15 protein-coding genes and 1 riboswitch are annotated in these 13,608 nt (G+C 59.6%); of the genes, 8 read left to right on the top strand and 7 right to left on the bottom strand.

All coding sequences use genetic code 11. The features are described 5' to 3' along the window. Positions 1–37: 37 nt before the first annotated feature. The 4 genes from ASD36_RS23610 to ASD36_RS23595 form a co-directional block, all read right to left on the bottom strand. The gene (locus ASD36_RS23610; protein ID WP_060503451.1) at positions 38–1,045 is read right to left on the bottom strand and encodes an iron ABC transporter permease; all 1,008 of its coding nucleotides are present in this window, start codon (positions 1,043–1,045) and stop codon (positions 38–40) included. Positions 1,046–1,123: 78 nt separating this feature from the next. Next, entirely contained in the window at positions 1,124–2,086 is a 963-nt protein-coding gene (locus ASD36_RS23605) for an ABC transporter substrate-binding protein (RefSeq protein ID WP_060503450.1), read from the bottom strand. Between the two features lie 16 nt (positions 2,087–2,102). Then, on the bottom strand, positions 2,103–2,828 hold the full coding sequence (locus tag ASD36_RS23600) for an ABC transporter ATP-binding protein (protein WP_244482026.1): 726 nt from the start codon (positions 2,826–2,828) through the stop codon (positions 2,103–2,105). A gap of 93 nt (positions 2,829–2,921) precedes the next feature. Next, positions 2,922–3,329, bottom strand: a complete 408-nt coding sequence (locus ASD36_RS23595; protein ID WP_060503448.1) for a DUF1636 domain-containing protein — start codon at positions 3,327–3,329, stop codon at positions 2,922–2,924. 108 nt (positions 3,330–3,437) lie between these two features. Beyond that, positions 3,438–3,653: riboswitch (cobalamin riboswitch) on the bottom strand. A gap of 633 nt (positions 3,654–4,286) precedes the next feature. Here ASD36_RS23595 and rpsU point away from each other — a divergent pair. Both rpsU and ASD36_RS23585 read left to right on the top strand, forming a co-directional pair. Then, complete coding sequence (gene rpsU, locus ASD36_RS23590) at positions 4,287–4,520, top strand: 30S ribosomal protein S21 (RefSeq protein ID WP_037110421.1); 234 nt, start codon at positions 4,287–4,289, stop codon at positions 4,518–4,520. A 299-nt stretch (positions 4,521–4,819) separates the two neighbouring features. After that, a complete protein-coding gene (locus ASD36_RS23585) occupies positions 4,820–5,266 on the top strand; it encodes an acyl-CoA thioesterase (protein WP_060503447.1) in 447 nt (148 codons plus the stop codon). On the opposite strand, the gene ASD36_RS23580 is transcribed toward ASD36_RS23585, so the two are convergent. After that, positions 5,263–6,222 (bottom strand): LysR family transcriptional regulator, encoded by a 960-nt coding sequence (locus tag ASD36_RS23580; RefSeq protein ID WP_060503446.1) that lies wholly within the window; start codon positions 6,220–6,222, stop codon positions 5,263–5,265. The two genes, ASD36_RS23585 and ASD36_RS23580, sit on opposite strands and share 4 nt — an antisense overlap. A 136-nt stretch (positions 6,223–6,358) precedes the next feature. Between ASD36_RS23580 and ASD36_RS23575 the strand changes: the two genes are divergently transcribed. The 6 genes from ASD36_RS23575 (at position 6,359) to ASD36_RS23550 (ending at position 12,859) form a co-directional block, all read left to right on the top strand. Next, complete coding sequence (locus ASD36_RS23575; RefSeq protein WP_060503445.1) at positions 6,359–7,141, top strand: ABC transporter substrate-binding protein; 783 nt, start codon at positions 6,359–6,361, stop codon at positions 7,139–7,141. 81 nt (positions 7,142–7,222) lie between these two features. Next, on the top strand, positions 7,223–7,870 hold the full coding sequence (locus ASD36_RS23570; RefSeq protein ID WP_060503444.1) for an amino acid ABC transporter permease: 648 nt from the start codon (positions 7,223–7,225) through the stop codon (positions 7,868–7,870). Between the two features lie 13 nt (positions 7,871–7,883). Continuing rightward, entirely contained in the window at positions 7,884–8,543 is a 660-nt protein-coding gene (locus ASD36_RS23565) for an amino acid ABC transporter permease (protein WP_060503443.1), read from the top strand. After that, positions 8,540–9,304, top strand: coding sequence for an amino acid ABC transporter ATP-binding protein (locus ASD36_RS23560; protein ID WP_060503442.1), 765 nt, complete (start codon positions 8,540–8,542; stop codon positions 9,302–9,304). Before ASD36_RS23565 ends, ASD36_RS23560 begins: the two co-directional genes overlap by 4 nt. 457 nt (positions 9,305–9,761) lie before the next feature. Then, positions 9,762–10,733, top strand: a complete 972-nt coding sequence (locus tag ASD36_RS23555) for a sugar-binding transcriptional regulator (protein WP_060503492.1) — start codon at positions 9,762–9,764, stop codon at positions 10,731–10,733. 71 nt (positions 10,734–10,804) lie between these two features. Then, positions 10,805–12,859, top strand: coding sequence for a bifunctional aldolase/short-chain dehydrogenase (locus ASD36_RS23550; protein ID WP_060503441.1), 2,055 nt, complete (start codon positions 10,805–10,807; stop codon positions 12,857–12,859). 19 nt (positions 12,860–12,878) lie between these two features. Here ASD36_RS23550 and ASD36_RS23545 read toward each other — a convergent pair whose 3' ends face one another. Continuing rightward, positions 12,879–13,298 (bottom strand): type II toxin-antitoxin system VapC family toxin, encoded by a 420-nt coding sequence (locus ASD36_RS23545; RefSeq protein ID WP_060503440.1) that lies wholly within the window; start codon positions 13,296–13,298, stop codon positions 12,879–12,881. Beyond that, positions 13,298–13,549, bottom strand: a complete 252-nt coding sequence (locus tag ASD36_RS23540; RefSeq protein ID WP_347360141.1) for a type II toxin-antitoxin system VapB family antitoxin — start codon at positions 13,547–13,549, stop codon at positions 13,298–13,300. The genes ASD36_RS23545 and ASD36_RS23540 overlap by 1 nt, the downstream gene beginning before the upstream one ends. Between the last annotated feature and the right edge of the window lie 59 nt (positions 13,550–13,608).

The following is a 13,608-nucleotide window of genomic DNA, read 5'->3' as shown; positions in this document are numbered from 1 at the left end:
GATCGGCGGCGGCAATGGTCCGTTCAAGGGGCCCCGTTCAACGCCGCAGGATTGCAATGAAGGCCAGGCCGCCGAGCAGCCCGGTTATCACGCCGATCGGTATGTCCTCCGGCGCCATGACGACACGGGAGGCGATATCGGCAAGGATCAGCACCACTGCGCCGGTGAGCGCCGACAGTGGGATAACACGGACGTTGTCGCTACCGGCGGCAAGCCGGACGAAGTGTGGCACCATCAGCCCGACAAACCCGATGGCGCCCGAAAAGGCCACCATCACCCCGGTCACTAGGGCGGTGATCACGAACAACTGTGCCCGAAAGCGGACGACCGGGATGCCGAGCGTTGCGGCAGTCTCGTCGCCCATGGCCAGCGCATTGATTTCCCGTGCGCGCAAGATGAGCCAGATGAGGCAGCCGCCGAGAGCCGCGGCCGGATAGACGAGGTGTGGCCATTGGGCCAGCCCCAGGCCGCCCAGCAACCAGAACACAACCGTATGAGCGGCACGAGGATCACCAAGAAAGATCAGGAGATTGGCAAGAGCTGTCGCAACGAAGGCGACCGCAATGCCTGACAACACCAGCCGGTCCGCCGCTTGGCCGGTAAAGCGCGTGACCGCGACGACGGCGATAGTGGCGAGAAGCGAACCGATGAATGCAAACAGTGGCACGGTGACGAGACCGAAGATGAGGCCGGTGTGAAGCAGCGCCAGGATCGCGCCGAGCGCGCCGCCGGAGGAAACCCCGAGCAGATGCGGGTCGGCGAGCGGATTGCGTGTGACAGCCTGCAACACGGCGCCGACGACGGCAAGACCCGCACCCACCAATGCAGCCAGAATGACGCGCGGAAAGCGGACATCCCACACGATACTATCGCGGCCTGCCGACCATGTGACCTCGATCAGGCCCGGGGCCAGCTTGTTGACAACGATGGACCAGACGGTGACGAACGAAATGGGAGCAGCGCCCAGAGAGACACCTGCCGTGATACAAAGGCCGATCAGTATTGCCGGTACGGTCACAATCAGAAGAAGTCGGCCACTGGTCATGTCAGGTCCATCTTGTCCGCAGAAAGCAAAGGCCGGGCAGATCAGCCCACCCGGCCGGGTGTTTAGGGGCCGCGGAGGCTACATGTTGCGGGGATGAAATGCGTCAGCGAGGCGGCCGATCGCATCGATGTTGCGCGGGCCGGGTGTGGCTTCGACATAGTCGAGCACGACGAAACGGTCATTCTTGACGGCATCAAGGCTTTTGAAGGCGGGATTTTCCTTCATGAAGGCGATCTTCTGCTCGGCGCTCACGTCGCCGTAATTGACGATGACGATCGCTTGCGGATTGCGCTCGATTACCGGTTCCCAGGACACTTCGGTCCAGCTTTTCTCCACGTCTTCCATGATATTGATGCCCCCGGCCGCCTCGATCATCGCGGTTGGAATACCGAAACGTCCGGATGTAAACGGTTTTCCGGTGCCGGAATCATAGACAAAGACGCGCACGGGTTGCTTGACCTCGCCAATCCGGTTCTTGATGTCGGCAAGCCCTTTTTCGTAGCTTGCGACGAGGGCTTTCGCCCTGTCGTCGACGCCGAAGATTGCGCCGAGATTGAGAATATCGACAAACATGTCGTTCATCGTCGGCTTGGCCTTCGCCATGATGTGAATGCAGGATTCCGTCAGTTCATAGACCTTGATCTTGAACGGATCGAGTGTTTCGGGCGTCACCTCGCCACCGGCTTTCATGCCGTAGTTCCAGCCGGCGAAAAAGAAATCGGCGTCGGCATTGAGCAGGACTTCCTTGGTTGGATATTTTTCCGCCAGCTCGGGGAGCGCTTTGACGCCTTCGCGCAGCTTCTCGTCCAGCGTTTTCCAGCCGGATATCCCGGTATAGCCAACCATATGGTCTTGCAGTTGCAGAGCCAGCATCATCTCGGTGAGATTGACGTCGTGGGAAATTGCCCGCTTCGGCGCGGCATCGAAGGTGATCTCGCGGTTGCAGCTCTTGACGGTGACCGGATAGGCAAATGCCGGCATGGCGATGAGTGTCGTGGCGAGAAAACCCGCAGCGGAGGCGAGCAGGCGGAAAGAGGGCATGGTTGGTCCTTTCGGTTCAGGCGGTCTTGAGGGAAAATGAAAAACGCGCTGCGATGTTGCCCTCTACGGGATGAGCAAGGGCAGTGACGCCGAAGGTGTCCGAAATCGCGTGTGGCGTCAGTACCTCGTCCGGCCGGCCGAAGCCGACCATCCGGCCGTCGCGCATCAGCGCCACATGGGTAGCGAACGTGCTGGCCAGATTGATATCGTGCAGCGTGGTGACGATGGTCAGTTTCAGCCCGGCCAGCAGATGAAGAATTTCCAGCTGGTGGCGGATATCGAGATGGTTGGTTGGCTCATCAAGGATGATGATATCCGGCTCCTGCGCCAGCGCCCTGGCCACCAGCACCCGCTGCTTCTCGCCGCCCGATAGCGTCGAGAACTGGCGCTTGGCCATAATGGCGAGCTCGAGATGCTCTAGGCAGTGCACGACCTGTGCACGATCCTCGTCTCGCCAGCCTGTCAGCCCTTGGCGCCGCGGAATACGGCCCATCATCACCACATCGAACACGGTGAAAGGGAAATCCGCCGGCATTTCCTGAAGCACGACGGCAACGCGGCGGGCGACTGCCCGGGCTGAAAGCGTGCGAATGTCCTCGCCATCGATTTCGGTCCGGCCTTCCAGTGGCGCCACGCCGCGATAGAGGCAGCGCAACAGCGACGTCTTGCCCGCACCATTCGGCCCGACGATGGCAAGTCGGTCGCCAGCTTCCAGTGAAAAACTGACATCGCGAACAAGCATCAGATTCGTATTTGGACCCCAGCTGAGGCCCAAAACGTTGAGGCTTGCGCCCCTGCCGTCACAGCTCATGGATTGTCCCCCGGAACCACGGTTTCATTGAATGCGCTCTCCGGGATGTTCCGAGACGAGCAAGGCCGCCGGGATTCGGGCAATGGTCTTGCCGCCAAGGCCGCGGGGACGTTCGGCCTCGCGTGTCACGCCATCCGGCCGTCCGGCATAGATTACGGCGAAATCCACCAGTGCTGCGATATCGGTGTCCGGCGCGATGTCGCCAAACAGATAGGTCGCCTTGCCGCTCGCCTGGAACGCGATCGTGCAGGGACGCCGGCAACCGGCCATGCAAACGGTGCCCTCGATGGAAAAATCGGAGCCGCTGGCAACACCCATGCGCGACAGGCTGTCATTGAGGCGGGCAAGCAGTTCCAGTCCCGGGCGGCACGCGGCGCCGGTGATCCGGCAATCGGTGCAGACGGTTATGATGTGCTGTGGATGATGCGCCATGTCTTTTCCCCGGTGGCGACATCCGGAGTCCACATGGCAAAAAATCGCAAACGCGCTGAAACGTTGCTCTCAAGCCAGATTTTTTCCATCGGAACACCCCGTCCGTTGCAGTTGATCATCGATGATGGCAGGTCTCCTGGCTCGCGGGTCGATGCGCATCCACCCCTTCCCGGCGCTTGGCCAGTGGGATGTTGTGAATGCACTCTCCGCTTACAGTTGCGGGGGCAGCCACGGTTTTGGCCCCTGATGGGTCGTCCTCACCGTGTTCCCTTTTCAGCCGCTCCAAGGTCACCTGGAAGCAGCACCATCAGCTCGACATCTCGCACGATTCCACCAGCCAGGCAACGCCGGATACCGATCTTCCAATAGCCTTGTTGCGGCAGTAATGTTATTTAATAACATATTCAGTGTCAAGTGTCGCTATCGCCGGGTGAACCGGCTGGTTCTTCTCGCGTGTCGGATTTGCCGTGTCTGGAGCGCTGCCGGAATACTCCCGGCCTGGGTGGTGGCAATGCGATGTTCCTGCGGTAACTGCCGGATCCGGCAGGTTGAGCATAATCAGACTTCATCATCTGTGTTGGAGCGTCCAATGAACCTTTTCAATCCCGCCGGTCACCCGGAACGCAGTATCGCAATCTTTGCTCTTGTTGTGTGGCTAGCGACAATTGGACGGGCGATTACCATTACCTATGGCCAATGATGGCTGCAGCGAAAATGAAGATGGACGCCGAAGACGGATGAATCGCGGCTTTGGTCGCGGGCTGTTGCAGCTTGGTTTTCAGCGTTCTTGGCGGAAAACCGCCAGATTGATGAAGGGGTTCCTGCTAAAATTTGAGGGTCTGAACAAAAGACTAGGCAGATAATGTGAGAAATTTTGCCTTACGCTCTGGATTTGGTTCGTAAATTGCTCTACTGCCCCTGCCATCTCTAGTGAACATCAGACTTTGAAAGATTCACATGCAAGTATTGGTTCGCGACAACAACGTCGATCAGGCTCTCCGAGTGTTGAAGAAGAAGCTTCAGCGCGAAGGCGTATTCCGTGAAATGCGTATGCGGGAAGCATACGAAAAGCCGTCCGTCAAAAAGGCGCGCCAGAAGGCTGAAGCCATCAGCCGCCAGCGCAAGAATGCGCGCAAGCAGCTTCAGCGCGAAGGCCTGCTGCCGGCACCGAAGAAGAAGCCAACCCGCTAACAGCGGTAGCTTCTGACGAGATTGGGACTTTAAGTCCAAGGCGCGTCCGGATACCGGGCGCGCCTCGTTTCGTTGCTTCCATTACATAGATGCGCAGCTTTGTCGCCTGCCTGCTGTGAGGGCTCGAGGGCGAAAGGTAGTGGCTTGCCACCGGCGAGAGCGTGATCTGATTCCGTGCAAATTCCTTTGAGACATTTTTGGGTCGGATTAGCCGCGTTGCGCGCGTTCCCCCGTTCCGCTAAATCTCTGGCCTGCGGGCAGCACAAGCGGCTCCGTTTCGGTGCCTGTCGGGGGAAATCATGTCCGGTCAATCGCTTGTTACCTATGTCGGCGTGGCGCATCCGTGGATGTGCGACATCATGGGGCATATGAACGTTCGCCATTATGCGGCGATGTTCGATGATGCCAGTTTCCAGCTCCTCGGTCATATTACTGGCGCTGACAGTCTTGCCGATGCCAGCCGCGGCTGGGCCGATGTCCGGTCCGAGGTGGAATACAAGCACGAGACCAAGGCCGGCGCCCTGCTGACGATCCGCTCGCGTGTGATCAAGACCGGCCGCAGTTCGGTGACGTTCGAGCAGGTCATGTCCGGTTCGCTGGATGGCGTCGTCCACGCGATCAATAGAACGGTCAGCGTCCGGTTTGACCTTACCGCGCGGGTTGCCGTTGGGCTCGACGCGGAGATGCGGGCACGTGCAGAGGCGCTTCAGACGGACGCCGCAGCCAACGAAAATAGCGCGGGCTAAGCGCCATAAATCCGTTGATCGAGAGGTGTTTCGGCGATTGCGGTCTGGATGCCGGTGATCAGCGCCTTTTCGGCGCGGTTGATGATCTTTTCCGGGTTCACCAGCAGAAAGACATCGATTGCCGGTGGTGTCTCGTAGGGTGGCAGCCGCCACAGCACGCCGTCCGCGACATCGCGTCGGGCGACATGAAGCGGCAACGGCCCGATCCCGAGCCCCGCGATGATCATGCGGCGCACCTCCTCGAGGCTTGACGACACGCCAACAACATTGGTGGCGAGCTTCGCCTCGCTGCGCAGAAGTGCCACGGGCCTCAGCACATCAGCGATATTGTCGGTGTGGAACGAGACGGACGGTTCGCCTTTCAGGTCTGCGAGCGTCAAGTCCCCCTGGCCGAAGAAGCGATGATCCGGCCCGCAGAAAAAGCCGAAGAATTCCCGGTAGACCATCGTGTAATCGAGGGCGGCATCGCGGTTGCTGACAAGGCATAGCCCAAGGGACGCTCGCTTTTCACGGACCTGCCGCGTTACCTCGCCGCTGGTCGCGACCGAGATGGTCAGCGTGGCACGTGGGTGACTGCGATGAAATGCCGTCAGCGCCTTGTCGAAGATCGGCGAAATGACATGGCTGGCGACGGCGATCGTGACATGGCCGGTCACGTCATCGCCGACGCCGCGCACCAGTTGAGGCAACTGTGAAATCGTACCGAAGACCTCGATGCTCTGCTCATAGAGCAGTTGGCCGACATCCGTCAGTTCGAAGCGGGTGGCGTCGCGCTCGACCAGCCGGCGGCCGACCCGGTCTTCCAGGCGGCGCAGCGCATTGCTGACACTCGGTTGCTTGAGGTTGAGCTGCTCGGCGGCACGGGTAATGCTCTTCACTTCTGCAATCACCACGAAGGTCCGTAGCAGGTTCCAGTCCAGTTCCCAGACCAGCCGTTCAGATCGCGATGGTATCATTCCTGAAATCTATGCCTTCTATTTCCATTATCTATTTGCGCAATAATAGAACTAAAGCAATCATCAAATCCGGAAGGCGCGTCCACGCGTACCCAAGCGACAGAGAATGCGCTTTCATCCAGAGGAAAACAGTAACATGAAGACACTCATTTCAGGCCTCGTGGCCGCCACCCTGGCCCTTGCTGCCAGCTTTACCGCTTTTACGGCCAGCGCCGACGATCTGGAGGCGATCAAGTCCTCCGGTGAGATCCGCATCGCCATGTCCGGCCAGTATCCTCCGTTCAATTTTGTCAACGAGAAGAACGAAGTCGTCGGCTTTGATGCCTCGATCGGAACGGCGATCGCCGAACGCGTCGGCGTCAAGGGCACGCTCGTGACGACCGCCTGGGACGGGATCATCGCCGGCCTGCTTGCCAACAAGTTCGACACCGTCGTCGGCTCGATGACCATCACGCCGGAACGCGAAAAGGTCGTCGATTTCGTCGGTCCCTACTACCACGCCGGCCGGGCGGTCTTCGTCAGCGAAGCATCGACCGTGCAGAAGCTGGACGAACTGAAGGGCAAGACACTCGGCGTCACGCTCGGCGAAACACATGAGAAATGGGCTCGCGAACAGGGCGGCTGGGACGTGCGCACCTACAAGGGCCTGCCGGAACTGCTGCTCGAACTGAAGGCTGGCCGCGTCGATGCCATCGTCGTCGATAACATCCCGGTGATGGTTGCCGTCAAGGAAACCGGCGAAAAAGTCCGCCGCCTGGAAACGCCTGATATTGAAGGTGGCAGCGTCGCCATCGGCATTGCCATCCGCAAGAACAATCCGGAGCTGAAGGCTGCGATGCAGAAGGCATTGGACGAGATGATGGCGGATGGATCCTACGAGAAGATCGCCATGGAATGGGTTGGCAGCGACATCCGCTGATCGATCGATAGCCAAGACCATTTGGCCGGCTGAAATAAGCCGGCCAAATGCCGTTCGCAGGCCTTTTCCGGAGTTTTTCCCATGGATTTCCCGCTGATGCTGCGCGTCTTCCCGTTTTTCGTGGAAGCCGCTTGGGTCACCGTGCAGATATCGGTGCTGTCGTTGCTGCTTGGCCTTGTGGTCGCAGCCATTATCGCTTCGGCGAAGATGTCGGGTTCGTTTGTGCTGCGGGCAATCGGCAGTCTCTATGTCAGCGTGTTTCGCGGCACACCCTGCCTGATCCAGCTGTTCGTTCTTTATTTCGGCGGTCCACAGATCGGCATCAATCTCGATCCTTTTGCCGCCGGTGTCATCGGACTGGGGTTGAACATCGGCGCCTACATGGCCGAATCCATTCGCGGCGGCATTATCGGCGTCGATCGGGGCCAGGTGGAGGCCTCGCGCACCATCGGCTTCAGCCGGTTGCAGACGCTGCGCCTTGTTGTCCTGCCACAGGCGGCACGCCTGATGATCCGGCCGCTTGGCGTCAACGCCGTCGGCCTGATCAAGGGATCGGCGCTGGTTTCGACGATCTCGGTCGTCGAACTCACCTATACGGCGCAGCGTTTCATCGGTTCCACCTACAAGCCGTTCGAGATCTTCGGCATTGCCGCCCTGCTCTACATGATCATCGTCTACGTTGTGGCGCGGGCGGTCGATGTCCTCGACCGGCGCTACGCCATCAACTGAGGGAGAGGGCAACATGCAAGGTCTCGATTTCAGCGTCGTTACGCCCTATACCGACCTCCTGCTCATGGGAGTGTGGTGGACGGTGGTACTGACCATCAGCGGAGCCATCATCAGCTTCTTCTTCGGCATCTTCTTCGCCGTCGCTGTGCTCTATGCACCGAAGGTGATTGCCTATCCGATCCGCTTCTTCATGTGGCTGTTCATGGGGACGCCGCTGCTTTTGCAGCTCTTCCTGATCTATTTCGGCCTTGCGCAGATCGGCCTTAACGTGCCGGCGCTTGCTGCCGGCATCATTGGCCTTGGACTTCACTTTGCCGTCTACAATGCCGATGTCATGCGCGCCGGTATCGTCGCGGTTGATACCGGGCAGACGGAAGGTGCGCGCAGTATCGGTTTTGGCCGGTTCCAGACGCTGCGTTATGTCGTCATCCCGCAGGCGGTGCGCAACACCCTGCCCTCGATCGGTAACAATCTGATCGTGCTGTTGAAGGAATCGTCGCTGGTTTCGATCATCGGCATTGCCGAACTTGTGCATTCGGCCCAGCTGGCCATCAGCGAAACGTTCCGGCCATTCGAGTTCTACATCACGGTGGCAGCACTCTATTACATACTCAATCTCGTCCTTGAAACCGGTTTGCGGCAGGTCGAAAAACAAGTGGAGGTATCCCGATGACCGTCCAGCGGCCCATGGTCGAGGTAAAGGGCGCCCGCAAGGCCTATGGCGCCCTGGAAGTCCTCAAGGGGATCGATCTATCCGTCACACGCGGCCAGATCGTTGCCATTATCGGCCCGAGCGGTTCCGGCAAAAGCACGCTCCTGCGCTCCATCAACCATCTCGAAACGCTGAATGGCGGCGAGATCTGGCTTGATGGTGTGCAGGTCAATCAACCCCTGCGCGGAGCGGCGTTCGAGCGGCACATCAATGCGGTGCGCCAGCAGATGGGCATGGTGTTCCAGCACTTCAATCTGTTTCCGCATCTGACGGTGCTGGAGAACATCACCATGGGGCCGGTCATTCTCAAGGGCATGGCCAAGAATGCGGCCCGCGAGCTTGCTGTGGAGCTGTTGTCGAAGGTCGGGCTTGCGGAGAAGGTCGATGCCTATCCGTCACGGCTGTCCGGCGGACAGAAGCAGCGTGTCGCGATCGCCCGGGCACTCGCCATGCAGCCGAAGGTGATGCTGTTTGACGAAGCGACATCGGCGCTCGACCCCGAACTGGTCGATGAGGTCAATGCGGTGATGAAGCAGCTCGCTGCCGAGCATATGACCATGCTGATCGTCACCCACGAAATGCGCTTTGCCGGCGAGGTCGCTGATCGCGTCCTGTTCATGGATGGCGGCGTCGTCGTCGAAGAAGGGCCGCCGAGTGAGATTTTCCGCGCACCGGTACAGGACCGTACCAAGGCCTTCCTGAAGAAGTATCTCGCGGCATAAATGATACGATCCGTCATGCCGGAAGCTAATTCCGGCATGACGTTTGACGCCGGCGCAGTAGTGCCCGCCAGTCATCCGCGCGCCGCCATTGTTGCGGCAGGAACGCATGCGCCCCAGTGCCCCATCATCCTTGGCGGCTACCGCGCAAATATTGCCAATAGCGCCGCTATGGCCTGAAATCCTCTCCCAGACTGTTTACCCGGCACATCTCAAAATCGCGATGCCGAAGCCGGCGTGCGATACTGCAAGACAGCAGGGCTAATCTGCTGACGCTGCTGCTTCCAAAAGGATTTCAATCTATCGCAGCTCGCTGACTGCGTACTCACAGCGCCTCGCTTCACTGCGCATGGATGCCTCGGGCGGATACGGTCCATGCCAAATAGCTTCTTTCAAAGCTCTATTTGACTTTTGTCAACAGTGATGACTATTGTCTAATTCGGCGATTGAAGGAGATATGATGCCCATCCGGTCCACTGATCAGATCCTGCATAAGGCCGCGTGGCTTTACTATACCCATGGCCTTCGACAGGATGAAGTGGCGCAGCGGCTGAATATTTCCCGTGCGTCCGTCGCCACCTATCTGCGGCGCGCCCGCGAAACCGGCATCGTCAACATAGCAACATCGACACAGCTGTTTGCCGACGACATTTTGGCGCGGCAGCTGGAGGATGCACTCGGCCTGACCTCGGTGTGGATCGTGCCGGAAGACCGCCAGGCCATGGATCCAACTGCGGAAATGCCTGTGGTTGCCGCCGCAGTGTTTCAGGAGCTGATCAACAAGGGCGATCGTGTGGGGGTCGCCTGGGGCCGAACGGTCTACCATCTGGCCGATGTCATGCCCTATGCCGACCTGCAAGGTGTCACTGTCGTCCAGTTGTGCGGAAATCTTGGAGCGCCGTACTCCTATCGGCCTGACCAGTGCACTACTGAAATAGCCCGGCGCCTGAATGCGGAGGGCATCAATGTCTATGCGCCGCTTGTACTGAGTTCTGAACAATTGGCTGCTGCCCTGCGTGCCGAACCGGTGATCCGCGAGCAGATGGCGACAATTTCCGACTGCCAGCTGGCACTCTATTCCGTGGGTGGCATCGAGGATGATAGTCATCTGGTGAAATGCGGCGCGCTGACAGCTGAAGAAATGCACGCGCTGGGAGAAACGGGCGCTGCCGGGGTCATTGCCGGCCAGATCATCGACCATGCTGGCCAATGGCTGGACTGTGCCTATAACCGGCGCTGTATTTCCGCTGATCTGGATTCCATCCGGGCGATCGGCAAGCGCATGATGGTGGTGCAGGAAGACGGAAAGTTCGAGCCGCTGGTGGCGGCCATCAAAGGCGGCTTCGCCTCGCATCTGGTGGTGACCACCTCCATGGCCCGGCGGCTTCTTGAGCGCTGGACCACAGAGGCCCGCAGCCGCTCCGCGCCGTAAACCATCTCAATCATACCTGATCCGCCCGGCGAGGACCGGGCCTGAAAACCTGCCCAAGGGAGGAGCAAGCAATGAAAAATCTCTGGAGCGACACTGACGCCGAAGCCATGGTCGCAACCTATGCCGCAAAGGGCATCAACCGCGATCTGGCGCTGCGCACCTATACGACGCGGCTGCTCGGCGGCGATCCGCGGCTGGTTCTGCATGGCGGTGGCAATACCTCGGTGAAGACCACAGTCAGCGATCTGATTGGTGACGAATGGGATGTTCTCTGCGTCAAGGGCAGCGGCTGGGACATGGGCGTCATCGAACCGGCGGGCCTTCCCGCCGTCAAGATCGCGCCTCTCTTGAAGGCACGTAAGCTGAACAGGCTTTCCGACGAGGACATGGTCACGCTACAGCGCGCCAACCTGATCGATCCCGCCTCGCCAAACCCCTCCGTCGAGGCCTTGCTGCACGCCTTCATTCCGCACAAGTTTGTCGATCATACCCACTCGACCGGCGTTCTGGCGATTGCCGACCTTGAGGGCAGCATGGAGATCAGCGCCAAGGTGTTCGGGCCGAAGATGGGGCTGGTGCCCTATGTGATGCCCGGCTTCGACCTCGCCAAGCTGGCCGCCGAAGTCTTCGACAGGGATCCGACCGTGGATGGCCTGATTCTCGATAAACACGGCATCTTCACCTTTGGCGCCACCGCCAAGGAAGCCTATGACCGGATGATCCACTATGTGACGCTGGCCGAAGACCATGTGGCGAAGAACGGCAAGAACCCGTTCACTCCGGCCGCCCTGCCCGCAAATCTCGCCAAGCCCAATGAAATTGCTGCCATGCTGCGCGGTGCCGTCGCCGTTTCGAAGGGTGAAGGCCGGTATGACCGGATGATCGGCGAGTTCCGCACCTCGCCGGCGATTCTCGACTTCGTCAATGCAGCTGAGGTCGAGGACATGGCCTCGCGTGGCGTTTCGACACCGGATCTGTCCATCCGCATCAAGACCGGACCGATGGTGCTGCCGGCGCCGGATGCAAGCAATCTGGATGGATACAAGGTGGCGATTGCCGACCGCGTCGCGCAGTTCGTGGAAAACTATACTGCATATTTCGAGGCGAACGACGGCCGCGACGACGTCAAACGCGTCATGCTGGACCCAATGCCACGCCTGACGCTGTTACCGGGATTGGGCATGTTCGGCCATGGCCGGACCCTGAAGGATGCCAAGATCGCCGCCGATGTCGGGGAAATGTGGATTGAAGCCGCCCGCGACGCCGAATCCATCGGACGCTTTCAGCCGGTCAGCAAGCCCGATCTGTTCGATCTCGAATATTGGTCGCTGGAGCAGGCAAAGCTTGCGGGCGCCAAGGCCAAACCGTTCACCGGCCAGGTTGCCATCGTCACCGGCGGCGCTGGCGCGATCGGGGCTGCCACCGCAAAGGCTTTTGCCCGTGAAGGCGCTCATGTCGTGGTACTGGATCTCGACGGGACCAAGGCGGCCGAGATCGCAAAGTCGATTGGTAACCAGTCGATCGGCCTTGCCTGCGACGTCACCGATACGGCATCCGTGCGCGCTGCGTTCGACGCTGCTGTCAGCACCTATGGCGGTGTCGATATCGTCGTCTCCAATGCGGGCGCCGCGTGGGAGAGTCCGATTGCCACCATGGACGACGCCTTGATGCGCAAAAGCTTCGAGCTCAATTTCTTCTCGCACCAGAGCGTCGCGCAGAATGCGGTCCGGATCATGAAGGAGCAGTCGACTGGTGGGGTTCTGCTGTTCAATGCCAGCAAGCAGGCGGTCAATCCCGGCGCCAATTTTGGTGCCTACGGCCTGCCCAAGGCCGCGGCGCTGTTCCTGTCGCGCCAATATGCTCTGGAGCATGGCAAGGACGGCATCCGCTCGAACGCCGTCAACGCTGACCGTATCCGCTCCGGCCTGCTCAACGAGGAGATGATCGCCAATCGCTCGGCGGCCCGCGGCCTGTCGGTCAAGGATTATATGGGCGGCAACCTGCTTGGCCTCGAAGTCACGGCCGACGATGTCGCTCAGGCTTTCGTGCACCAGGCTTTGGCCGAGCGCACCACCGCCGATGTCACCACTGTCGATGGCGGGAACATCGCTGCGGCGATGCGGTAGGTCATGATAGCGACCTCGTTCAGGCGAGGTCGGTCAACGCGAAATCATCGCCCTTGTATGCAAGGGCGATGTTCAGTGCCTTCGTACAGGCGTAGCTGAAGCAGTCTCCGAAATTGAGATCTGCCGGGTGTCCAACCGCCTTGCCGTAGATCATGGCTGTATCGATGGCTACCGAGCCGATTTCCGGCGTCACCGCAATCTCCGTTGATCCGATTGCCGACAGGAATTCCGTGACGGCGGCATTGGCCGTGGCAACGGCCTCCTTGCTTTTCGGCTTGTCTGGCTGCTGGAACTTCCTGGCGAGGCCAAGCACCGCTTCGAAACGGACGACCGGCGAAATCACGAATGCTCCATCGGCGATTTCCAGCCGCTTGACGATCTCTTGCCAGCCGGGTTCGCGGGCAATGATCGCCACGATGACGGACGCATCGAGGAACATCAGAGATTATCCCACATCTCGTCAGTGAATGTTTTCATATCGAAATTCGGATCGCCTGCGCCCATCGCCCCGGCGATGGCTTGGGCCTTGGCAATTCGCTCCCGCAGCGGGCGTTGCTGCTGCACGCGATCAAGCTCATGCTGTAAAGCCTGACGCACGGCGTCTGTCTTGCTCGGCGCTTTGAGAGCCTTCTGCAATTGTGCTGCCAGGGCATTGACGGTGTCATCGCGAATAAAAAGAGCCAAGCGCATATCCTCTTCAGATATACATATATCAAAAATGTATATCGCATGCAATTGGCAGGCCGAAC

The sequence above is a fragment of the Rhizobium sp. Root1334 genome (genome assembly GCF_001426665.1).
Classification (GTDB): Bacteria; Pseudomonadota; Alphaproteobacteria; order Rhizobiales; family Rhizobiaceae; genus Pararhizobium.
The sequence above is the reverse complement of the archived record's forward strand: the minus strand, read 5'-3'. Positions and strand labels throughout refer to the sequence as shown.

Bases quoted from the DNA above. Each gene is read 5' to 3' on its own strand.
- ASD36_RS23610 (WP_060503451.1), bottom strand. From the start codon at position 1,045: ATGACCAGTGGCCGACTTCTTCTGATTGTGACCGTACCGGCAATACTG.
- ASD36_RS23605 (WP_060503450.1), bottom strand. From the start codon at position 2,086: ATGCCCTCTTTCCGCCTGCTCGCCTCCGCTGCGGGTTTTCTCGCCACG.
- ASD36_RS23600 (WP_244482026.1), bottom strand. From the start codon at position 2,828: ATGCTTGTTCGCGATGTCAGTTTTTCACTGGAAGCTGGCGACCGACTT.
- ASD36_RS23595 (WP_060503448.1), bottom strand. From the start codon at position 3,329: ATGGCGCATCATCCACAGCACATCATAACCGTCTGCACCGATTGCCGG.
- rpsU (WP_037110421.1), top strand. From the start codon at position 4,287: ATGCAAGTATTGGTTCGCGACAACAACGTCGATCAGGCTCTCCGAGTG.
- ASD36_RS23585 (WP_060503447.1), top strand. From the start codon at position 4,820: ATGTCCGGTCAATCGCTTGTTACCTATGTCGGCGTGGCGCATCCGTGG.
- ASD36_RS23580 (WP_060503446.1), bottom strand. From the start codon at position 6,222: ATGATACCATCGCGATCTGAACGGCTGGTCTGGGAACTGGACTGGAAC.
- ASD36_RS23575 (WP_060503445.1), top strand. From the start codon at position 6,359: ATGAAGACACTCATTTCAGGCCTCGTGGCCGCCACCCTGGCCCTTGCT.
- ASD36_RS23570 (WP_060503444.1), top strand. From the start codon at position 7,223: ATGGATTTCCCGCTGATGCTGCGCGTCTTCCCGTTTTTCGTGGAAGCC.
- ASD36_RS23565 (WP_060503443.1), top strand. From the start codon at position 7,884: ATGCAAGGTCTCGATTTCAGCGTCGTTACGCCCTATACCGACCTCCTG.
- ASD36_RS23560 (WP_060503442.1), top strand. From the start codon at position 8,540: ATGACCGTCCAGCGGCCCATGGTCGAGGTAAAGGGCGCCCGCAAGGCC.
- ASD36_RS23555 (WP_060503492.1), top strand. From the start codon at position 9,762: ATGCCCATCCGGTCCACTGATCAGATCCTGCATAAGGCCGCGTGGCTT.
- ASD36_RS23550 (WP_060503441.1), top strand. From the start codon at position 10,805: ATGAAAAATCTCTGGAGCGACACTGACGCCGAAGCCATGGTCGCAACC.
- ASD36_RS23545 (WP_060503440.1), bottom strand. From the start codon at position 13,298: ATGTTCCTCGATGCGTCCGTCATCGTGGCGATCATTGCCCGCGAACCC.
- ASD36_RS23540 (WP_347360141.1), bottom strand. From the start codon at position 13,549: ATGCGCTTGGCTCTTTTTATTCGCGATGACACCGTCAATGCCCTGGCA.